Below are 21,223 nucleotides of genomic sequence, written 5' to 3' on the forward strand. Positions count from 1 at the left end.
TCCTCCGCCGCCTGGGATTGTCTGGCCGGGATCATTGCTCGTCAACTAGCAATCGGCCTGACACAACCGCGAAGAGGCACGTGCACCGCGCTCAAGACAACAAAGCCCCGGATTGCTCCGGGGCTTTGGGTCGAAAATCGATACGGCCGCCGGCTCAGTAGCGGTAGTGATCCGACTTGAACGGGCCTTCCTGCTTGACGCCGATATAGTCGGCCTGGTCCTTGCGCAGCTCCGTGAGCTTCACGCCGATCTTGGCGAGGTGCAGGCGCGCGACCTTTTCGTCGAGCGACTTCGGCAGCACGTAGACTTCCTTCTTGTACTTGCCGTCCTTGTTGTTGGCGAAAAGCTCGATCTGCGCCAGCGTCTGGTTGGTGAAGGAGGCCGACATCACGAAGGACGGATGGCCCATCGCGTTGCCGAGGTTCACGAGGCGGCCTTCCGACAGCATGATGATGCGATGCTTGTCGGGGAATTCGATCTCGTCGACCTGCGGCTTGATGTTGGTCCATTTCAGGTTGCGCAGACCCGCGATCTGGATCTCATTGTCGAAGTGACCGATGTTGCAGACGATGGCGCGATCCTTCATCGCGCGCATGTGCTCGATCGTGATGATGTCCTTGTTGCCGGTCGCGGTGACGAAGATGTCGGCGCGGGGCGCGGCGTCTTCCATGGTCACGACTTCGTAGCCTTCCATCGCCGCCTGCAGTGCGCAGATCGGATCGACTTCGGACACCATGACGCGGCAGCCGGCCTGGCGCAGCGAGGCGGCCGAACCCTTGCCGACGTCGCCGAAGCCCGCGACCATCGCGACCTTGCCGGACATCATCACGTCGGTGCCGCGACGGATGCCGTCGACCAGCGATTCACGGCAGCCATAGAGGTTGTCGAACTTCGACTTGGTGACGCTGTCGTTGACGTTGATGGCCGGCCATAGCAGCGTGCCCGCCTTCTGCATGTCATAGAGACGATGCACGCCCGTGGTGGTCTCTTCGGAAACGCCCTTGATGCTCTTGGCGATCTCGGCGAAGTAGCCCTTCGGCTTCTCCTTGAGCTGCTTCTTCAGAAGCGCGAAGAAGACCTCCTCTTCTTCCGAACCCGGCTTGTCCAGGAACTTGGTGTCGCCGTTCTCGGCGCGCAGACCGAGATGGACGTACATGGTGGCGTCGCCACCGTCATCGAGGATCATGTTCGGGTGACCGCCGCCATGCCAGTCGAACAGCTTGGCGGTGTAGTCCCAGTACTCGGTCAGACTCTCACCCTTGACCGCGAACACCGGAATGCCGGCGGCTGCGATCGCCGCCGCGGCATGGTCCTGCGTCGAATAGATGTTGCAGGAGACCCAGCGGATGTCGGCGCCGAGCGCGGCCAGCGTCTCGATCAGCACGCCGGTCTGGATCGTCATGTGCAGCGAGCCGGCGATGCGCGCGCCCTTTAGCGGCTGCTTCGGGCCGTACTCCTCGCGGGTGGCCATCAGGCCGGGCATCTCGGTCTCGGCGAGCGAGAGCTCCTTGCGACCGAAATCGGCGAGCGAAATGTCCTTGACGATGTAGTCGGTGAAGCCGGGCTTCGCGTTCATTGCGGGCGTCCTGTTGTTGAATTGGTCATTCCGGGTCGCCCTGGAGAGGCGAGCCCGGAATCTCGATGCGATGGATTAGGAATTCCGGGTTCGCCGCTGTCGCGGCGCCCCGGGAAAAACCTCGGTGATCAGACCGCGCGCTTGAGCGCTTCGACAAGATCGGTCTTCTCCCAGGAGAAGCCGCCCTCGTTGTCGGGCGTGCGCCCGAAATGGCCGTAGGCGGAGGTGCGCGCGTAGATCGGGCGGTTGAGATCGAGATGGCTGCGGATGCCACGCGGGGTGAGATCCATCGCCTTGCCGGCAGCCTTCTCGAGCTGATCCTCCGACACCTTGCCGGTGCCGTGGGTGTCGATGTAGATCGACAGCGGACGCGCCACGCCGATGGCGTAGGCGAGCTGCAGCGTGCAGCGATCCGCAAGACCCGCCGCAACAATGTTCTTGGCGACGTAGCGCGCCGCATAGGCAGCCGAGCGGTCGACCTTGGTCGGATCCTTGCCGGAGAACGCGCCGCCGCCGTGCGGGGCCGCGCCACCATAGGTGTCGACGATGATCTTGCGGCCGGTCAGGCCGGAATCGCCGTCGGGACCTCCGATGTAGAACTTGCCGGTCGGGTTGATGTGCCAGATCGTCTTCGCCGTGATCCAGTCCTTCGGCAGCGCCTCGCGCACATAGGGCTCGACGATGTCGCGAATCTGCTTGGACGAGATGTCCTCGACCAGATGCTGATGCGACACCACGATTTCGCGCACGCCGACCGGCTTGCCGTTCTCGTACTGCACGGTGACCTGGCTCTTGGAGTCCGGGCCCAGCACCTTCTCGCGGCCCGAGTGGCGCGCTTCGGAGATGAGGCGGAGGATCTTGTGGGCGTAGAAGATCGGCGCTGGCATCAGATCCGGCGTCTCGTTGGTAGCGTAGCCGAACATGATGCCCTGGTCGCCCGCCCCCTCTTCCTTGACTTCGCCTGGCTGCAGCGCATCGACGCCCTGCGCGATGTCGGCGGACTGCGGATGCAGCAGGATCTCGATGTCAGCGGTCTTCCAGTGGAAGCCGTCCTGCTCGTAGCCGATGTCCTTGATCGCGTCGCGCACGACACCTTCGATCTGCTCGTTGGTGACGGATGCGGGACCGCGGGTCTCGCCGGCGATCACGACCTTGTTGGTGGTCGCGAGCGTTTCGCAGGCGGCACGAATTTGCCAGGGATCGATGCCGGCTTTCGGTCCTTCGCGGTAGAACAGATCGACGATCTCATCGGAGATCCGGTCGCACACCTTGTCCGGATGGCCTTCGGACACGGACTCGCTGGTGAAGAGATAGGACGCGCGCATCAGTAACCCCTTGTTCCGCCGCTAGCTGGCGGGCGTTGCGATATTTAGCTTTGAATGATGTCAATCACGCCGGCGCGAGATGACGTAGGATTCGTCGAGAAACCAGAGCCCATTGTACTTTCGCAGCACGTCCCTGGCGGCATCCAGAGTGCGGCCGTTTTGAGTCATTTCCGTCAACCGGTCGTCCTCAATCTGAGCCACATACACCGCCGCATTCCAGGCTGCAAAGGCTGTCGAGGTTCCGATAGTGCCCGTCACCTCGTTGGGCAGCGCTTCCATATCATACCTGAAGATCGAGCGGTTATCAGCGTAAGCATTAAAATTTAAGTCGCGGCCCACCGAGCCGAGCTCGTACTTCACCGCGCGCAATAGCTCATGACGGCTCACCGAGAAAGGATTTTCTCCGGGCCAGATCGCTTGGATCATCTCCATGCCCGGATCCTGCCCATGGGAGTGAATACCGATCAGGCGGCCCCCCGCCCGCAAGGCCCGCGCCAGGGGCGCAATGATCCGTTTTGCCCGAAAATTGACCGAGGACAGCGCGCGGTATGGCTGGGATGCAATAACGAGGTCGAAATTGGCCTCGGCCTGGCCCGGCCGTGGAATGGTCGAATCGAGCAGAAACCGCTGATCTTCACGGTAGAGCACCAGGACGACAGGCCGTTCATAAAGCGGCATCCCCGTGCGCGGGCTGACCGCCGCGCGCCAGTTCTGCTCCAAAAACGGCTTCAACTCCGCGATTTGCGTCTCGAACTCGCCTGAGGAAGTCCCCCGCAGGGAAACCTCGTGCCAAACGGTCGCGGCGGCCGCCGCGGGCGATGCCGGCGTGAGCCAGGGCGCCTCCGCGTAGAGCATATTGGTAAATACGAACACCGAGGCCGGATGCTCGAAAATGCGATCCGGCACCTTGTCCAGCGTCAGGCGGAGGTCCTCGAGACTGAGCTCCTTGCCGGCGACATAGAACGGCATATGCGGAAAGCGCTGATGCATTGCGCGCAGCACGCGCGCCAGTACCGTGCCGTCGCCAACGCCGGCATCGAACACGCGCAGCGCCGGCGGCCGGGGATGAATGCTGGCAAGCTCCAGCGCCACGCGCTCGGCGACCACCCGCTTCTCACTGCAAGTGTGGACGAACAGCAGGTATTTCTGCCGGTTCTCAAAAAAGCGGAAATTGCCGCGCGGATCGCGTTTTTCCGGGGGCACCTGAAGCCCCCGCGGCGGCGGCACACCGCCGGCGATCGATGCGGCCATGTAGGCCTGGATCCGGTCCAGCGTGTCGATCGTGATGCGCTTGCCCTCGCGCAAGCGGTGCACGAGCTTCCCATCGTTCACCGCGCGCCGCCCGAACGTCGACTCCGCCATGTCCGCCTTACGGCAGAACTCGGTGATTTGGCTCAGGATTTCGTCGTTCTTCATGGCGTGGGACGCGGTGGGCAGAAGGATTGGGTAGTACCTCCTAGCAAGATCTGCCCACCGAGGGAATAGGGATAGAGCCGTCCCCCGTTTGCCATGTGCACAACGGCGAGGCCGTGAACCACCTTCCCCTTCCGGGCAACAAACAGACGCCTCTCCTCTACGGGACCACCGCCAATGCATCGCCTGCTCGTCGCGCTCTGCCTGCTCGCCGCAACCCTGTGGTCGGCGCCCGCTTTTGCGCAGGCGCGCAACCAGCTTGGGCCGCTCTGCACCACCGACACCACGCCGGCGGACCAGATGATCGACGCCTGCAGCAAGATCATTGCGCTGAAGGTGTTCAAAGGCGAGCAGCTCGCGACGGTCCACTTCTGGCGCGCGGTGGGCTGGAACAAGAAGGGCGATTACGCCAAGGTCATCACCGACGCCACGGAAGCGATCCGGCTCCAGCCGAACCAGGCAACCTATAATCTCAGGGGATCGGCCTACTACGACAGAGGCGAGTACGAGATCGCGATCACCGATTTCGACGACGCGCTGAAGCTGGGTCCGCCTGATAGTACCATCTTCCACAATCGCGGCAACGCCTGGCGCGGCAAAGGCGATCACGGCAAGGCGATCGCCGACTACGACACGTCGATCAAGGCCAATCCAAAATCGGCATTCTCGTACCAGAACCGCGGCATCTCCAAGGAGGCGCTCGGCGATCTCGACGGCGCGCTGGCCGACATCAACCAAGCGATCCGGCTCGACCCGACGTTGCCGCAGCCGCTGATCAACCGGACTGCGATCTGGCGTGTCAGAGGCGATTACGATCGCGCGATTGCCGACGGCAGCGAAGCTATCCGGCTCGCGAAGGAGAAGCAGCCCGTCAACATCATGACGCCGCCGAACAGCGTGCTGATCTCGGGCTATACCCATCGAGCGCTGGCCTATGAGGCGAAAGGCGATTACGCGCACGCGAGCGACGACTACAAGGCGACGCTGGCGATCGGGGCGTCCGATGCCGGCAGCAAGGCCAATCAGGCCACCGCAAAGGTGCGGCTGTCGCTGGTCACCGACGCAAGCCTGCCGAGCCCGCGCGATGCGCCGTCACCGGCGGCGGAGCCGGCACAGGCACCGGCTGGGCAGGCGGATGCCGCGCCGCCCCCCTCGCCTGCTCCGGCCGCGCGCGGCACGCGCATGGCGCTCATCATCGGCAATGGCGCCTATGCGCATGTCAAGGCACTGCCTAATCCGTCCAATGACGCGCGCGCTGTTGCGAAGAGCTTGCGCGACATCGGCTTCACCGTGTCAGAAGGCGTCGACCTCGACCGCACGGCGATGCAGAAGATGACGCGTGACTTTTTGCGGGAGGCGGCGCGGGCTCAGGTCGTGGTGGTCTACTATGCGGGCCACGGCGTGCAGGTCGACGGCCGCAACTATCTCATTCCCGTCGACGTCGAACTCAAGCCCGGCGCGAGGATGACGGACGCGATGATCGACATGGACACGATCATGGCCGGCCTCGACGACCAGGTCCGCACTAACATTTTGATATTCGATGCCTGCCGCAACAATCCGATGGCGCAGCAGGTCGCATCAGTCGGCACCAGCCGCGCCATCGAAGCTGCCTCGGGTCTCGCAGCGCCCACGAGCCTGGGATCCGGCGCGACGCTCGGCGCCGGCACGCTGATCGCTTTCGCCACTGCGCCGGGCCAGGTCGCGCTCGACGGCGAAGGCGCCAACTCGCCGTTCTCCGCCGCGCTCGCTCGCCATCTCGGCACGCCTGGCCTGGAAGTGCAGCAGATGCTGACGCGGGTGCGGGCCGAGGTGGTGTCGACCACGAAGAACAAGCAGGTGCCGTGGTCGAACTCGTCGCTGCTGGGCGAGGTCTATCTGGCCGAGAAGTGAGAGCGGCGTTTGCGTCCCGCTTGTCAGGAGCGCGACGCCACCCGCCACGCGTTCGGTGTCATCGCCCGGCTTGACCGGGCGATCCAGTAGTCCGAGATAGCGAGAGATGCGGAAAAGCTGCGGCGTACTGGATTCCCCGCCTGCGCGGGGAATGACAGCGGAGCAAAGAGGTTTATTGGCCCCACACTTCCTTTGCGATCTCCACCGCGAGGCTGAGCTTGGCCCACTGCTCCTCTTCGGAGAGGACGTTGCCCTCTTCCGTCGATGCAAAACCGCACTGGGGGGAAAGTGCAAGCTGCTCCAATGGAGCGAACTTGGCGGCCTCTTCCAGACGGCGCTTGATGTCATCCTTGTTCTCGAGCTCACCGAACTTCGAGGTGATGACGCCGACCACGACAACCTTGTTGCCCTTGGGCAGAAAGCGCAGCGGCTCGAAGCCACCGGCGCGGTCGCTGTCGTATTCGAGGAAATAGCCGTCGTAATGGGTGCCGGCGAGCATGGTCTCGGCAACCGGCTCGTAACCGCCTGACGAAATCCAGGTCGAACGGAAATTGCCGCGGCAGACATGCGTCGTCACCACCATGTCGCCGGGCTTCTCGGCCAAGGCGTAGTTGATGACGCGCGCATAGATCTGCTGGAGACCCTCGGGATTGTCGCCCCGCTCGCGCGCCTTCTGCAATTCGTCCGGCGAGCAGAGATAGGCCCACACGGTGTCGTCGAACTGGAGATAGCGGCAGCCGGCGTCATAGAACGCCTTGACGGCCTTGCGGTAGGTCTTGCCGAGGTCTTCGTAGAAGGCGTCGAGATCGGGATAGACGTCCTTGGAGATCGCCTTGCGGCCGCCACGGAAATGCAGCACCGCAGGCGAGGGAATCGTCATCTTGGCGGTGACGTGGGCCTGGTCGGCGATCTTCTTCAGGAATCGGAAGTGATCCAGCATCGGGTGGTCATCGGGGAAGTCGAGCTTGCCGATCACCCGCACCGCATCATGCCGGGTCTCGACGCCCGCGAACTGGATGCCGGTGTCGGGATGGAACATTTCGCAGCCGGTGAGCTTGGCCAGGAAATCGAAATGCCACCAGGAGCGGCGGAATTCGCCGTCGGTTGCAAGCTTCAGGCCCAGAGCAGCCTGCTTATGCACGACCTTCTCGATCTCCATGTCCTCGATCTTGCGCAGATCGTCGGCCGAGATCTCGCCCTTCTCGAGCCTGGCGCGGGCTTCCTTGATCTTGGCGGGGCGCAGGAGGCTGCCGACCTCGTCGGCGCGGAAGGGGGCTTTGGTTCGCTGCATTCTTAACTCCCGTGAATTTCTTAGTGGGCCGCCGCCCCTGCAACGCCGAGATGGCGCTCAAGGACCGACGGGTCGGCCTTCAGCGCGGCGCTCGAAGCGTCCTGGACGATCGTTCCGCGCTCCAATATCACAACACGGTCGGCCAGCCCCAGAATCTTTTGGGCATTCTGCTCGACGATGATCGAGCAGATGCCGCCCGCCCGCGTGATGGTCCCGATCGCCTTCAAGAGCTCCTCGACGATGATGGGGGCAAGGCCCTCGGTCGGCTCGTCCAGGAGAAGCACTTTCGGATTGAGGGTCAGCGCGCGGCCGATTGCCAGCATCTGCTGCTCACCGCCGGAGAGCTGGTTGCCAAAATTGCTCCGCCGCTCCTTCAACCGCGGGAACATCTCGTAGACCCTCTCGACGGTCCAGGGGCCGGGCTGAGCCACTGCGGACATGTTCTCCTCCACCGTCAGCGAGCGGAAGATATTGCGCTCCTGCGGCACCCAGCCGATCCCGGCGCGCGCTCGTTGGTCAGGCCGCAAGGTCGTGACGTCGGTACCGGCCAGGACGACAGTGCCAGAGAAGCGGCGGGTGACACCGACGATCGAATTGATCAGCGTGGTCTTGCCGGTGCCGTTGCGACCCAACAGCGCCAGCACCTGGCCCTCGGCGAGACGCAGGGACAAGTTCGACAGCACCACTGCCTCGCCGTAGCCGGCGCGAAGCGAGTCAATCGCGAGCAGGTCAGACATTGACCGCCTCCTCGCCGAGATAGACCGCCTTGACCTGCGGGTCGCGCGCGACCTGCTCGGGCGGGCCTTCGGTGAGCAGCGCGCCGGACACCAGGACAGAGATGCGGTCGGCGAAGGAGAACACGAGGTCCATGTCGTGCTCAATCAGCAGCACGGTGACGTCGCGCGGCAGGCTGCCGACGACGGCGAGAATGTCGTGGCGCTCGCTCTCGGGCACGCCGGCAGCGGGCTCATCCAGCAGCAGCACGCGCGGCTTGGCGGCGATCGCGACCGCGATCTCGAGCAGGCGCTGCTTGCCGTAAGGTAGTGTGACGGTCTGTTCGTTCATGGCGTCGAGCAGGTGGAAGCGCGTCAGGAGGTCTGCGATCTCGCCGTTGACGTCGCTGCGCGTGCCCATCCGCCGCCACCAGTCGCCGCCATGGCCGAGCCGCTCGGAGACAGCGAGACCGATGGTCTCGAGCGGGGTCAGGTCGGGATAGAGCTGGTTGATCTGGAAGGTGCGCGACAGGCCGCGCAACACGCGCTTGTGCACAGGCAGATCCGTGATGTCCTGGCCTTCGAGCAGGATGCGGCCCGAGTTCGGCTTGAGCACGCCAGTGAGCTGGTTGATGACCGTGGTCTTGCCGGCGCCGTTCGGGCCGATCAGCGCGTGGCGGGCGCCTTGTTCGATTTTTAGCGACAAGTCTCGGGTGACGCGCAGACCGCCGAACTGCTTTTCGAGATTCTGGGTTTCGAGTGCGATGGTCATGCGTCGCTTTCCGGCACGGCGACGACGGCCTTGCGCCCGGCTATCTGCCTGATGACCAGATTGGGCACATACAGCATCCAGCGATGCAGGCGCTGGCGGCCGACCAGGACGATCACGACCAGCACGAGGCCGATCCAGAACTGCCAGTATTGCGGGGTGATGGTGGAGAACAATTCCTGCAGCATGCGAAACAGCACCGCGCCGACCAGCCCGCCATAGAGATAGCCGGTGCCGCCGATGACGAGCACCAGCATCAGGTCGGCCGAGCGCTCGAAGGCGAACACGTCGAGCGAGGCGATCGCGGTGGTCTGGGTGAACAGCGCGCCTGCGATACCAGCATAGAACGCCGCGAGCGTGTAGATCGCGATCAGGCGACGGTTGACGGGGATGCCGATCGCGGCCGCGCGCAGCGGATTGTTCTTGATCGCGCGCAATGACAGGCCGAACGGGGAATGCACGACGCGGCGCGCGAACAGGAACAACAGGAACAGAACGGCGAGCGAATAGAAGAAGCCGGTCTTGCCGAACATGTCGAAGGGAATCTCACCGAAGATCGGCTGCATCTCGATACCCTGCAGACCGTCGGTGCCGCCGGTGACGTTGGAGAAGCGTTCGGCCAGCGCCTCGAGCAACAACGCGATGCCGAGCGTCACCATCAGCCGCGTCAGGTCGACGCCGCGGATCACCAGGAAGCTGGTGGCAAAGCCGAGCACCATCGCGGCAAGGCCGGCGACGACAAGCGCAAGCACGGGCTCGTTGATGATCCCGTGCAGCGCAAGAAGCCCCGCCGCGTAGGCGCCGACGCCGAAGAAGGCGGCATGGCCGAGCGAGACGATGCCGGCGTAGCCGAGGATCAGATCGAGCGACATCGCAAACAGCGCAAGCCGCAAGATGTCCGTCATGATCAAATAGCGCGTCGGAAATACGAAGCCGCAGGCCAGAACGATCAGCCAGAAACCGGCCTCGCCATAGTGCCAGCGTGCCTGGCGCCGGGCGTGATAGCCGGCGTCGGAGGAGGCGCTCATCGGCGAACTCAACGCGCGGCCGTGCGGCCGAACAGACCGTTCGGGCGCCAGATCAGGATCACGATCATCATGGTGTAGATCACGAAAGGTCCCATCTTCGGCACGTAATATTTTCCGGCGACGTCGCCGATGCCGAGCAGCAGCGAGGCGAGAAACGGGCCAGTGATCGAGGACGAGCCGCCGACGGTGACCACGATCAGGAAGTAGATCATGAACTTCAGCGGAAAGTACGGATCGAGGCCGAGGATCTCGGCGCTCAGCGCGCCGCCGAGACCGGCCAGGCCGCAGCCAAAAGCAAATGTGAAGGCGAACACCTGAGGCACGTTGATGCCGAGGCCGCTCGCGGCGCGGGGATCGTCGACCGCGGCGCGCAGGCGGCTGCCGAAGCGAGTCTTCGCCAGCACCATCTGAAGACCGATGGTGAGCAGCCCGCAGATCGCGATGATCATCAGCCGGTAGCGACCGATGCCGACGCCGAACACGTCGAACTGGCCCTGAAGCGCGGCCGGCAGATTGATGAAGACCCGCGAGGAACCCTGGATGTAGTCGACGGCCGCAACCGACATAAACGTGAGGCCGATCGTGAACAGCACCTGGTCAAGATGGCTGCGCGCATAGAGGTGTCGGTACAGCGTGCGCTCGAGCACGATGCCGATGGCAGCAGAGGAGACGAAGGCAAGCGGCAATGCAGCGAAGAATGGCCAGCCCATCCGGTTGACCAGCACCATGCAGACATAGCCGCCGGCCATGGCGAAGGCGCCATGAGCGAGGTTGACGAAGTTCATCAAGCCGAGCGTGACGGCGAGCCCGCAAGCCAGCACGAACAGCAGCATGCCGTAGGCAACGCCATCGAACAGGTTGGTGAGGATAGAGGTCATCGTCTCAGCTTGGAGTTGGGCGTCATGGCCGGGGTTGTCCCGGCCATCCACGTTCTTGGTTCGGCTCTCGCGTGGATGCCCGGGTCAAGCCCGGGCATGACGAGAGTAGCGGGCGAGATCCCCGATGCGCGCTAATGCGCGCGCGGGGATGACGCGCTTTCGCGCGTCACTTCTTGGTCTTGCCGAGATCCTTGACGGCCTCGAAGGTCGCGAACTCGACGTTATAGAGCTCGCCGTCGACCTTCTCGACCTTTCGGATGTAGATGTTCTGAACGATGTCGCGGGTCTCGGGGTCTATCGAGATCGGGCCGCGCGGGCTCTCCCACTTCTGGCCCTTCATGGCTTCGACCAGCTTGGTGCCGTCGGTGTCGCCACTGGTCTTCTTCAGCGCTTCGTAGATCAGGTGAATGCCGTCATAGCCGCTCACCGCCATGAAGCCCGGCCGGTTTCCGTATGCCTTCTTGTAGGCCGCAACGAAATCCTTGTTCATCTGCGAGGGATGCGCCGCGGAATAAAGGTGCGCGGTGACCGTGCCCAGCACGGCGTCGCCCATGTTGTTGAGGAGATCGTCGTCGGTCACGTCACCCGGTCCGATCACCTTGATGCCGGCCTTGTCGAGCCCGCGTTCGGCATACTGCTTCATGAAGTTGCCGCCCTGACCGGCCGGCACGAACACGAAGATCGCGTCGGGCTTGGCATCCTTCATACGCTGGAGGAACGGTGCGAAATCCGGATTGGCAAGCGGCGTCTTCACCTCCTCGACCACCTCGCCGCCACCGGCGGTGAAGTTCTGCTTGAAGAAGTTGAGCGCGTCATTGCCCGGCGCGTAGTCCGAGGTCAGCGTCGCCACCTTCTTGATGCCGTTTTTCACCGCCCAGTCGGCGATGATGGTGGAAGACTGCGCCAGCGTGAAGCTGGTGCGCACGATATAGGGCGAGCGCTCGGTGATGATGGAGGTGCCGGCCGCCATCACGACTTCCGGAATCTTGGCTTGCGTTGCAAGCGGGGCGGCCGCGAGCGCGGCCGGCGTCACGCCGAAACCGGCGATGAAATGGACCTTGTCGTTGACGATCAGCTCCTGCGCGGCGGTCTTGGTCTTGTCGGGAATCGCAGCATCGTCCTTGAGGATGATCTCGATTTTCTTGCCGGCGACGGTGTCGCCCTTCTGCTGCATGTAGAGCTTGATCGCGTTCTCGATCTGCTTGCCGGTCGAGGCCTGGCCGCCGGTCATCGGCAGGATCAGGCCGACCTTGACGCTGTCCTCGGCCTTGACCGGAGCGATGGCCGCAAGGCCCGCGATGGCGGTAGCTGCTGCGGCCCAAATAGTCGTACGAGACAGTTGTTTGCGTTCGAACATCAGATGTCCCTCCCCTTCATTCCTGATCGCTTGTGCGCCGGACCGAGTGCCCGATCCTTGCCTTAAGTTTAGCTCACGCACGCGTGATGTCGCGCGCAACATGGCGTCTTTCACGCCCTTATTGTCAATCGGACGTTTGGCGACCATTCGGCGCAAGCCGAGCTTTTCGATCGCCGGCGGCAGAGCGATATCGGGTCACGTCCGGGTAGCCGTGGCATCGCGATTGCAATGACTATCATTTGTACGTTTGTACAAACAAAATGGACCTGTCAACAAAAAAGCCCCGACCCCGATGAATCCCACTTTGTCGCGAGCCCTTGCCGCAGTTTAGAAACGTTGTCAGCCGGGTAGATGGAGGATTTCGTCTTTTGTTTGGAGAATTTGAACATCGGCAGGGCCTGGGTCGGCACATTCCGGTATTAAATTACCCACCTCGAATAAGTCTATTTTACCTGGTTGAAGGCTACTCTCCCAACGACGCCCCTGACCTGGCCTCCAACACGACTGACCCGCGCGCTTCCCGTACAATGCCCAGATCCTTCCGTTCCCGCCTGATCCTCCTCGCGCTCTCCGCGGGCCTGTCCGGCTGCGGCACCGTGAACGAAAAGCTCTCCTCCGGCATGGGCGACTACGTCCCGCACTGGGCCGGCGGCTTGCCGGCAGACGCCCCGCCGCGGGCGGGCACGCCGCAATACGATGCCTACATGAAGGAGCGCGAGCGCAAGCGGCTGATGCCGGCAGCGGATCGCGCAAAGGAAGAGCAGGCGCAGAAGGGCGGAGCGGGCTCAGCGCCTGGCATCGCGGTGCGTTAAATCGCCCCCTCGCGGCTTGCGGCGAGAGGTGAAGCAAATCAATCCACAAACACCACGGTCTTACGACCATTGAGGATGACGCGGTCGTTGAGATGGTAGCGGATCGCGCGCGCCAGCACGCGGCGCTCGATATCGCGGCCTTTTCGGACGAGATCCTCAGGCGTGTCGCGATGGCTGATGCGCTCCACGTCCTGATCGATGATCGGGCCCTCGTCGAGGTCGCGCGTGACGTAATGCGCGGTGGCGCCGATCAGCTTGACGCCACGCTCATGGGCCTGGTGATAGGGTTTTGCGCCCTTGAAACCCGGCAGGAACGAGTGGTGGATGTTGATGCAGCGTCCCGACAGGTTTGCCGAGAGATCGTCGGACAATATCTGCATATAGCGGGCGAGGACGACGAGATCCGTCCCGGTCCTGGCGACGAGGTCGAGGATCTGCGCCTCCTGCTCGCGCTTGGTCTCTTTCGTAACAGGCAGGTAGTGGAACGGAACCCCGCCGAAATCGAGCCCGTCATAGACCTCGCGTGGATGGTTGGAGACGATCGCGGCCAAAGTCATCGGCAGCTCGCCGGTGCGCCAGCGATAGAGGATGTCGACCAGGCAGTGGTCGGATTTGGACACCAAAAGCATCACCTTGCGATGCGCGGCGCGATCTCGCATCTGCCATTCCATGCCGAAACGGTCGGCGATCGCGGCAAAGCCGGTCTGCAGCGCCGACAGCTCCACGGCGAGATCGGCGGCGGTAAACACCACCCGCATGAAGAACTTGTTGGTTTCGATGTCGTCGAACTGTTGGGCGTCGAGGATGTTCTGTCCGGAATTCGCCAGGAAAGTCGACACCGCCGACACGATGCCGGGACGATCCGGACAGGACAGGGTCAGGACATATTGATGATCTGGCATGGCCTTGATGAAGGTTTGGGCAGCGGCTGCGGAACGACCCGCGATTTGCGACCTGCTCTATCACCGACCCCACCTTGCGCCAATCCCGACCGTGGAGTCAGGATGAACGCACCATTGCTTTGACTGACCGGAGTAGGCTCATGCCCGACCGCTTGAACGGCACCCGCATCCTGATCCTGGAAACCCGCGAGGAGGCGCAGTTTTCGAAGTTGCTGGCCGAGCAAGGCGCCGAGGTCGTGCAATGCCCGATGTTCACCATCCAGGATGCACCGGACCCCGTCCCTGTCGCGGCCTGGATCCGCCGTGCCATCGACATGCCCTTCGACGACCTCGTGCTGATGACCGGCGAAGGGCTGCGGCGGATCATGAAGCTCGCCATGGCGCGAGGGCTCGACCAGGCTCTCGTGGCAGCGCTTGCCAGATCGCGAAAATTCACCCGCGGCCCGAAACCCGGCAAGGCACTCCGAGAGAAAGGGCTCGAGCCGCAGCAGACCACGGAGAAACCGACCACCGAGGGCGTAATCGAGATGCTCGGCAAGCTCGATCTGAAGGGACACCGCCTCGGCCTCCAGCTCTATCCCGACAAGGATCACAGCGCGCTGACCGGTGCGCTGTCGGCGCAAGGTGCCGAGGTCGATAGCGTGCTGCCTTATGTTTACGATTCCAAAGCTGCGGATGCCAACATCATCATCGCCATCGACGACATGGCCGAAGGACGGATCGATTCCATCGCGCTGACCAATCTCGGCCAGGTCCGACGGCTGATCGAGGCTGCGAGAGCCAACGGCAGCGAGGCCAAGCTGCGCGCAGGCCTCGAGCGGACGCTGATCGCGTCGGTCGGGCCGGCGGTCTCGGGCGAGCTCTCCGCGCATGGTCTGCGCACGGACGTCTCGCCGGCCGACGAGGCCTATTTCATGCGGCCGCTGATCTCGGCGATGGCGGCGGCGCTCGCGGAGCGGAAGCGAACTCCTGCGCGTTGATCGCGCGTCGTCGGCGAGCATGGCACTATGCGGCAGCGCCGATTGACACGGACGTCGCCAGCGTTACCCTGCGAGCAGAAAAACGAATAACAAAGGGCAGGGAATCGCAGTGATACCCGTCGTCGAGACTTGAGCACGACCATCCGCCTTTCCGCGCTCGCGCCATTTCGCATCCGCAACTATCGCTTTCAATGGCCGTCCGATCTGCTCACGTCCTGGGCGTTCGAGATCGAGACGCTGGTGCTCGGCTGGTACATCATGGTCGAGACCGGCTCGGTGCTGCTGCTCACCGTGCTTGCATCGCTCCAGTTCGTCGGGACATTGGTGGCGCCGGTGTTCGGCATGATCGGCGACCGCATGGGTCATCGCGATCTCCTGGTCGCGATGCGTCTTGCCTATATGGTGCTCGCGTCGACCATCATGACTCTGGCACTGACCGGTCACCTGACACCGCTGAGCGTCATGATCATCGTCGCAATCATGGGCCTGATTCGCCCCTCGGACCTCGGCGTTCGCGGCGCGCTGCTTGCCGAGATCATGCCGAGCGAGCAACTGGTGGGCGCCATCAGCGTTGCGCGCACGACCCAGGACAGCGCGCGCATCGCCGGAGCGTTGACGGGCGCCGGGCTGTTTGCCATCCTCGGCGTTGGCCTCGTTTACGTGGTGATCGTCTGCCTCTATCTCGCGGCCGCGCTGCTCATGCTCTGCCTGACCCGGCCGGAAAGGACCATTGTCACGACTCATCTTCCGGCAGACAGTCGCGCTGTTTCGAGATTGCTGGGCGATCTGAAGGAAGGGATCGTCTACGCCTGGAACGGAGCGGGAATGCGCGCGGCGCTATGCGTCGCCTTCCTGGCCAACCTGACCGCATTTCCCTTCACCGGCGGATTGCTGCCCTACATCGCGCGGGACATCTTTCATACCGACCAGACCGGCCTCGGTTATCTCTCGGCGAGCTTCGCCGTCGGCTCGCTGATCGGCTCCATCACGCTCAGCCTCGTCAGCGGACTGCGCATTGCCCGGCTCCTGATCGGCGCGACGCTGGCCTGGTACGCCATGCTGCTGGTCTTCGTCGAGATCAGGACCATGCCGGTGGCGATGGCCTGCCTCGTGCTCGCCGGCATCGCCCAGAGCATGTCGATGATATCAGCTGCCGTTATCCTGATGCGGACGGCCAGCGCACATCTTCGCGGCCGCGTGATGGGCGTGCGCATGATGGTGATCTACGGTCTGCCGCTCGGATTGCTCGCGGCCGGCAGCCTGATCGATGTCATCGGCTATTCCGCGACGGGGTCGCTCTATGCCGTATCGGGGTTCATCGCAATGATGGCGATCGCCGTACGCTGGCGTGCTGACCTCTGGCCGGTGCACGCCCCTGCCAATGCGCGATGACGAACGAGGAACCCTAGTCCCCGTAACCGCGCAACCGCTCGATATCGAGGATGGTGACGCCGCCATATTCCAGCCGGAGCAGGCCCTCTTTCTCCAGCCGGTTCAGCGCGCGGTTGGCATTCTGGCGGGACATGCCGGAAAGAGCGCCGATCTCCTCCTGGGTGATCTCCAGATGCGCGGTGGATTCCGGATAGAGGATCGGATTGAACAGCGAGGCGATGCTGCGAGCAAGCCGCGCGGTGGCATCCAGCGTGCGGTTGACCTCGAGCATCCCGATGAACTGGCCGAGCCGCTCGTTGAGCTGGCGCACCAGGAAGCGGTTGAAGCCGACGCTGTTCTCGAACAGCCACATGAAGGCGCTGCGTTCCATCAGTGCGACGCGGCTGTTGCGCAGCGCGACCACGTCATAGCGGCGCGGCTCGTTCTTGAGCACGCTGCCCTCGCCGAACCAGGCGCCTGCCGTCAACCCCGCCAGGCTCGTCTCCTTGCCGTCGCGCGAGACCCCGCCCATCCGGGCAAGACCGAAGACCATGCCGGCCCAATAGTCGAACGTGTCCCCGCGCATGAACACGGTCTCGCCGGTGCCGTAGGACCGCTCCGTGATGCCGGCACGAGCGACCTCGATCTCCGCTTGCGTGAGCTCGCGCGACCAGGCAGCGACGCGCTTCAGTTGATCCTCTGAAATCATGATCCCGAAGCCAGCCGCACCGTTCGTCACTCCTGTTCTGCTGCAATGCAGCATGATCGTCTCGACCACCATCCGACGAAAGATGGAGGCTGCGACCGCCCAAAAAACTTTGTCGCAGAATTGTCAGGCGGGAGACATTTCAGAATAGCGCTTTCCCCTATTGAGGACCACCTCGGGCGATGCGGCTTTTGATCCCAAACGGGAACGAGAGCGGCGCGGCTCCGGTCGAGACCATCTGCTGCATGGTCTCGCCGGCACGGCCGTACTAGGATCGCCCGACAGAACGGACGAAGAGCGCCGCTGAATGCGCCATCACCGGGAGGGATCTGTTTGGTGGCTACCAGTCTTGAAGTGCGCGGCGTGTCCTTGCGATTCGGCGGCGTCCATGCGCTGACCGATGTCGGCTTCGCCATCAGGGAAGGCGAGCTGTTCTCGATCATTGGCCCCAACGGCGCCGGCAAGACCTCGATCGTGAACTGTATTTCCGGCCGCTACAAGCCGACCGAAGGCCAGCTGTTCTACCAGGGCCGCGACATCACCGGCCTGACGCCCAACGCGCGTGCTTCTCTCGGCATCGGCCGCACCTTCCAGAACCTGGCGCTGTTCCACCACATGAGCGTGCTCGACAACATCATGGTCGGCCGCCATCACCTCCTGAAGAACAATTTTCTCACGGGCTCGCTGTACTGGCTCACCGGCGCGCGCAAGGAAGAGCTCGAGCACCGCCGCAAGGTCGAGGAGATCATCGATTTCCTCGACCTCCAGTCGGTGCGAAAGGCGCCGGCCGGCACTCTTTCCTACGGCTTGCGCAAGCGCGTCGAGCTCGCCCGCGCCATGGCGCTGGAGCCGCGCCTCATTCTCCTCGACGAGCCGATGGCCGGCATGAACTTCGAGGAGAAGGAGGACATGGCCCGCTACATCGTCGATCTCAACGAGGAGTTCGGCATGACCGTGGTGATGATCGAGCACGACATGGGCGTGGTGATGGACATCTCCCACCGCGTCATGGTGCTGGATTTCGGCCGCAAGATCGCCGAGGGCGATCCGGCCGCCGTGCTCGCCGATCCCCACGTCAGGCGCGCCTATCTCGGCGAAGAGGACGACGAGGTGCTGGTCGATCCTGACGATGCTCCGCCTGCGCAGGAGAGCGCGGCATGATGAATTACGCAGGCCGCGTCGCGCAGGCCGACACCTATCCGAAGATGCTCCGGCTCAATGCGAAGGAGTATGGCAACGAGATTGCGCTGCGCGAGAAGGATCTCGGGCTATGGCGCCCGTTCACCTGGAACGACTACCAGGCACGGGTGCGCGACTTCGCGCTCGGCCTCGTCGAACTGGGCCTTGGACGCCAGGATGTCATCGGCATCATCGGCGACAATCGGCCGGACTGGGTCGCGGCGGAAATCGCCACTCACGCGGTTGGAGGCTTGAGCCTCGGGCTCTACCGCGACGTGCTCGACGAAGAAGCTTCGTATCTCCTCAACTACGGCGAGGCGCAGCTCGTTTTCGCCGAGGACGAGGAGCAGGTCGACAAGCTGCTCACCCTGGCAGACCGCGTCCCAAAGCTGAAGCACATCATCTATTCCGATCCGCGCGGCATGCGGAAATACGACGATCCGCGCTTGATGTCGGCGGAGGCGTTTGCCGAACTCGGCCGAACGCGGGCTACGCGCGAACCGGAACTTTACGACCGGCTGGTGGACGCGACCAAGGGCGAGGACGTCGCGATTCTCTGCACGACATCAGGCACCACTTCGCATCCAAAGCTCGCGATGCTCGCCGCCGGCCGCGTGCTTGGCCATTGCGCGACGTATCTGGCTTTCGACCCGAAAGGACCGGACGACGAATACGTGTCGGTGCTGCCGCTGCCCTGGATCATGGAACAGGTCTATGTACTCGGCAAAGGCCTATTGTGCCGCATGAAAATCAACTTCGTCGAAGAGCCCGAGATCATGATGAACGATCTGCGCGAGATCGCGCCGACGTTCATCCTGTTTGCACCGCGCGTTTGGGAATCGATCGCCGCCGACGTCCGCGCCAGGGTAATGGACGCAACGCCGTTCAAGCAGCGCCTGTTCGACATCGGCATGAAGAGCGGGCTTGCCGCGCTCGAACAGGGCGAGCGTTCCGGCTTCGCCGACGCGATCCTGTTCCGCGCGTTGCGCGACCGCCTCGGCTTCACCCGCCTGCGTTCGGCCGCAACCGGCGGCGCGGCACTCGGGCCCGAGACCTTCAAGTTCTTCCAGGCCATGGGCGTGCCGCTGCGCACGCTCTACGGCCAGACCGAGCTGCTGGGGGCCTACACGCTGCATCCCGCGGGCAAGGTCGACCCCGACACGACGGGCGTGCCGATGGCCGACAGCGTCGAGATCCGCATCGACAATGCCGACGTTCACGGCGTCGGCGAAATCGTGGTGCGGCATCCCAACATGTTCCTCGGCTACTACAAGAATCCGGAGGCGAGCGTCGCCGACATCCGGGAAGGCTGGATGCTGTCCGGCGACGCCGGCTATTTCAACGACAACAAGCAGCTCGTGGTCATCGACCGCATCAAGGATCTCGCCGAAACCTCGCGCGGCGAGCGTTTCTCGCCCCAGTTCATCGAGAACAAGCTGAAATTCTCGCCCTATATCGCGGAAGCCGTGGTGCTGGGCTCGGGGCGCGACGCGCTCGCGGCGATGATCTGCATCCGCTACTCCATCATCTCCAAATGGGCGGAGAAGAACCGGCTCTCGTTCACGACCTACAGCGACCTGGCCTCGCGGCCCGAGGTTTATGCGCTGCTCAAGAAGGAAGTCGAGACCGTCAACGCGACTCTGCCGCCGGCGCAGCGCATCTCCCGCTTCCTGCTGCTCTACAAGGAGCTCGACGCCGACGACGGCGAGCTCACCCGCACGCGGAAAGTGCGCCGCAACGTCATTAACGAGAAATACGAAAGCATCATCGACGCGATCTACCGCGGCCAGGCCGACATCCCCGTTGACACCGTAATCCGGTTCCAGGACGGCACCACGCAGCGCGTCCGCACCACGCTGCGCGTGGTGGATTTGGGTGGACCGGGGCATTTGGCGGAGGCCGCGGAGTGAGCCTATTTCGAATCGAGAGCGCGATGCCGGTCGATGCGCCCTCTCCCCTTGTGGGAGAGGGCATCTCCGCTATCAGCCAAGACCCCATTGGGGTGAGGGGTCCTCTCTCCGCGCGTTCATTGCGGAGACAACCCCTCACCCGGCTTCGCTTCGCGAAGCCACCCTCTCCCGCAAGGGGAAAGGGTGCACCGTCATCGCTTCTGCATTTTACGCGGACATCGGCATGAACACCGCCTTCCTCATCCAGCTCCTGGTCAACGGCCTCGTGGTCGGCACGCTCTATGGCGTGGTCGCGATGTCGTTTGTGCTGATCTACAAGGCTAGCCAGGTCGTCAATTTCGCGCAGGGCGAGCTCTTGCTTGTCGGCGCCTGGGTGTGCTGGACCTTGCTCGCGAAATACCAGGTGCCGTTCTGGATCGGCATGCCGATGACGCTGGTGTTCATGTTCGTGTTCGGAATCGCGGTGCAGGTCCTGATTCTGCGGCCGATGATCGGCGAACCCATCATCTCGGTCATCATGGTGACGATCGGCCTGTCCACCGTGCTGCAGGCGACGCTGAAATGGATGTTCGGCGTCAATCCGCAGCCATTCCCGCGCGTGTTCGAGAGCCAGTCCGTCAGCTTGTTCGGGCTCCAAATCCAAACCGTCTATGTCATGAGCCTCGTCGTCTCGGTCGCGATGATGATCGGCATGGCCTGGTTCTTCCGCGCCTCAAAGTACGGCCTTGCGATGCGCGCCACCGCGTTCAACCAGCAGGTCGCGCAATCGCTCGGCATTTCCGTAAAAAGCGTGTTCGCGATGGCCTGGGCGATCTCCGCAACGGTGTCGGCGGTGGCAGGCGTCGTTGTTGCCGTCGTGAACGGCGTATCGTCGGGCCTTGCCGCCTACGGCATAAAAGTGTTTCCGGCCGCGATCCTCGGCGGGCTCGATTCGGTCGGCGGCGCCGTGCTCGGCGGCATCATCATCGGGTTACTCGAGAACATCGCGCAATATGTCGACAGCGAATATCTTCACTGGGGCAATCTCTACGAGATCGCGCCGTTCTACGTCCTCATCATCGTGCTGATGATCAAGCCGTACGGCCTGTTCGGCACCCATGACATCGAACGGATCTGATCC

At 63.3% G+C, this 21,223-nt stretch carries 18 protein-coding genes; 7 read left to right on the forward strand and 11 right to left on the reverse strand.

What is annotated here, in order from left to right; translation table 11 throughout:
* Positions 1-154: 154 nt before the first annotated feature.
* From ahcY to C7G41_RS32325, 3 genes are all read right to left on the reverse strand, one after another.
* Positions 155-1,576 (reverse strand): adenosylhomocysteinase, encoded by a 1,422-nt coding sequence (gene ahcY / locus C7G41_RS32315; RefSeq protein WP_106946324.1) that lies wholly within the window; start codon positions 1,574-1,576, stop codon positions 155-157.
* Between the two features lie 128 nt (positions 1,577-1,704).
* Entirely contained in the window at positions 1,705-2,901 is a 1,197-nt protein-coding gene (gene metK / locus C7G41_RS32320) for a methionine adenosyltransferase (RefSeq protein ID WP_106946325.1), read from the reverse strand.
* Positions 2,902-2,961: 60 nt separating this feature from the next.
* Entirely contained in the window at positions 2,962-4,317 is a 1,356-nt protein-coding gene (locus tag C7G41_RS32325) for a hypothetical protein (RefSeq protein WP_106946326.1), read from the reverse strand.
* Positions 4,318-4,491: 174 nt separating this feature from the next.
* On the opposite strand from C7G41_RS32325, the gene C7G41_RS32330 reads away from it, so the two are divergent.
* Positions 4,492-6,207, forward strand: a complete 1,716-nt coding sequence (locus C7G41_RS32330) for a caspase family protein (protein ID WP_106946327.1) — start codon at positions 4,492-4,494, stop codon at positions 6,205-6,207.
* Between the two features lie 172 nt (positions 6,208-6,379).
* On the opposite strand, the gene C7G41_RS32335 is transcribed toward C7G41_RS32330, so the two are convergent.
* From C7G41_RS32335 to C7G41_RS32360, 6 genes are all read right to left on the reverse strand, one after another.
* Positions 6,380-7,498 carry a cobalamin-independent methionine synthase II family protein gene (locus C7G41_RS32335; RefSeq protein WP_106946328.1) on the reverse strand — a complete coding sequence of 373 codons (1,119 nt, stop codon included), beginning with the start codon at positions 7,496-7,498 and terminating at the stop codon, positions 6,380-6,382.
* A gap of 20 nt (positions 7,499-7,518) precedes the next feature.
* Positions 7,519-8,235 (reverse strand): ABC transporter ATP-binding protein, encoded by a 717-nt coding sequence (locus tag C7G41_RS32340; RefSeq protein WP_106946329.1) that lies wholly within the window; start codon positions 8,233-8,235, stop codon positions 7,519-7,521.
* Complete coding sequence (locus C7G41_RS32345) at positions 8,228-8,983, reverse strand: ABC transporter ATP-binding protein (RefSeq protein WP_106946330.1); 756 nt, start codon at positions 8,981-8,983, stop codon at positions 8,228-8,230. Before C7G41_RS32345 ends, C7G41_RS32340 begins: the two co-directional genes overlap by 8 nt.
* The gene (locus tag C7G41_RS32350) at positions 8,980-10,008 is read right to left on the reverse strand and encodes a branched-chain amino acid ABC transporter permease (RefSeq protein ID WP_106946331.1); all 1,029 of its coding nucleotides are present in this window, start codon (positions 10,006-10,008) and stop codon (positions 8,980-8,982) included. The genes C7G41_RS32345 and C7G41_RS32350 overlap by 4 nt, the downstream gene beginning before the upstream one ends.
* A gap of 8 nt (positions 10,009-10,016) precedes the next feature.
* Positions 10,017-10,886: a branched-chain amino acid ABC transporter permease gene (locus tag C7G41_RS32355; RefSeq protein ID WP_106946332.1), complete on the reverse strand. Its 870-nt coding sequence runs from the start codon at positions 10,884-10,886 to the stop codon at positions 10,017-10,019.
* 166 nt (positions 10,887-11,052) lie between these two features.
* Positions 11,053-12,243: an ABC transporter substrate-binding protein gene (locus tag C7G41_RS32360; RefSeq protein WP_106946333.1), complete on the reverse strand. Its 1,191-nt coding sequence runs from the start codon at positions 12,241-12,243 to the stop codon at positions 11,053-11,055.
* Positions 12,244-12,770: 527 nt separating this feature from the next.
* Between C7G41_RS32360 and C7G41_RS32365 the strand changes: the two genes are divergently transcribed.
* Complete coding sequence (locus tag C7G41_RS32365) at positions 12,771-13,055, forward strand: hypothetical protein (RefSeq protein ID WP_106946334.1); 285 nt, start codon at positions 12,771-12,773, stop codon at positions 13,053-13,055.
* A gap of 38 nt (positions 13,056-13,093) precedes the next feature.
* Here the strand turns inward: C7G41_RS32365 and purU are convergent, their stop codons facing one another.
* Positions 13,094-13,957, reverse strand: coding sequence for a formyltetrahydrofolate deformylase (gene purU, locus C7G41_RS32370; RefSeq protein ID WP_106946335.1), 864 nt, complete (start codon positions 13,955-13,957; stop codon positions 13,094-13,096).
* Positions 13,958-14,097: 140 nt separating this feature from the next.
* Here purU and C7G41_RS32375 point away from each other — a divergent pair, with 140 nt between their 5' ends.
* Complete coding sequence (locus C7G41_RS32375; RefSeq protein ID WP_106946336.1) at positions 14,098-14,937, forward strand: uroporphyrinogen-III synthase; 840 nt, start codon at positions 14,098-14,100, stop codon at positions 14,935-14,937.
* Between the two features lie 129 nt (positions 14,938-15,066).
* Complete coding sequence (locus tag C7G41_RS32380) at positions 15,067-16,329, forward strand: MFS transporter (RefSeq protein WP_106946337.1); 1,263 nt, start codon at positions 15,067-15,069, stop codon at positions 16,327-16,329.
* Between the two features lie 13 nt (positions 16,330-16,342).
* On the opposite strand, the gene C7G41_RS32385 is transcribed toward C7G41_RS32380, so the two are convergent.
* Complete coding sequence (locus C7G41_RS32385) at positions 16,343-17,017, reverse strand: Crp/Fnr family transcriptional regulator (RefSeq protein WP_106946375.1); 675 nt, start codon at positions 17,015-17,017, stop codon at positions 16,343-16,345.
* A gap of 333 nt (positions 17,018-17,350) precedes the next feature.
* On the opposite strand from C7G41_RS32385, the gene C7G41_RS32390 reads away from it, so the two are divergent.
* The 3 genes from C7G41_RS32390 to C7G41_RS32400 all read left to right on the forward strand — a co-directional run bounded on the left by C7G41_RS32390 (position 17,351) and on the right by C7G41_RS32400 (position 21,220).
* Complete coding sequence (locus tag C7G41_RS32390; protein WP_106946376.1) at positions 17,351-18,175, forward strand: ABC transporter ATP-binding protein; 825 nt, start codon at positions 17,351-17,353, stop codon at positions 18,173-18,175.
* Positions 18,172-20,103, forward strand: coding sequence for a long-chain fatty acid--CoA ligase (locus tag C7G41_RS32395; protein WP_106946338.1), 1,932 nt, complete (start codon positions 18,172-18,174; stop codon positions 20,101-20,103). Before C7G41_RS32390 ends, C7G41_RS32395 begins: the two co-directional genes overlap by 4 nt.
* A gap of 223 nt (positions 20,104-20,326) precedes the next feature.
* The gene (locus C7G41_RS32400) at positions 20,327-21,220 is read left to right on the forward strand and encodes a branched-chain amino acid ABC transporter permease (RefSeq protein WP_106946339.1); all 894 of its coding nucleotides are present in this window, start codon (positions 20,327-20,329) and stop codon (positions 21,218-21,220) included.
* Positions 21,221-21,223 lie beyond the last annotated feature (3 nt).

Source organism: Bradyrhizobium sp. MOS002, from assembly GCF_003020115.1.
Classification (GTDB): Bacteria; Pseudomonadota; Alphaproteobacteria; order Rhizobiales; family Xanthobacteraceae; genus Bradyrhizobium.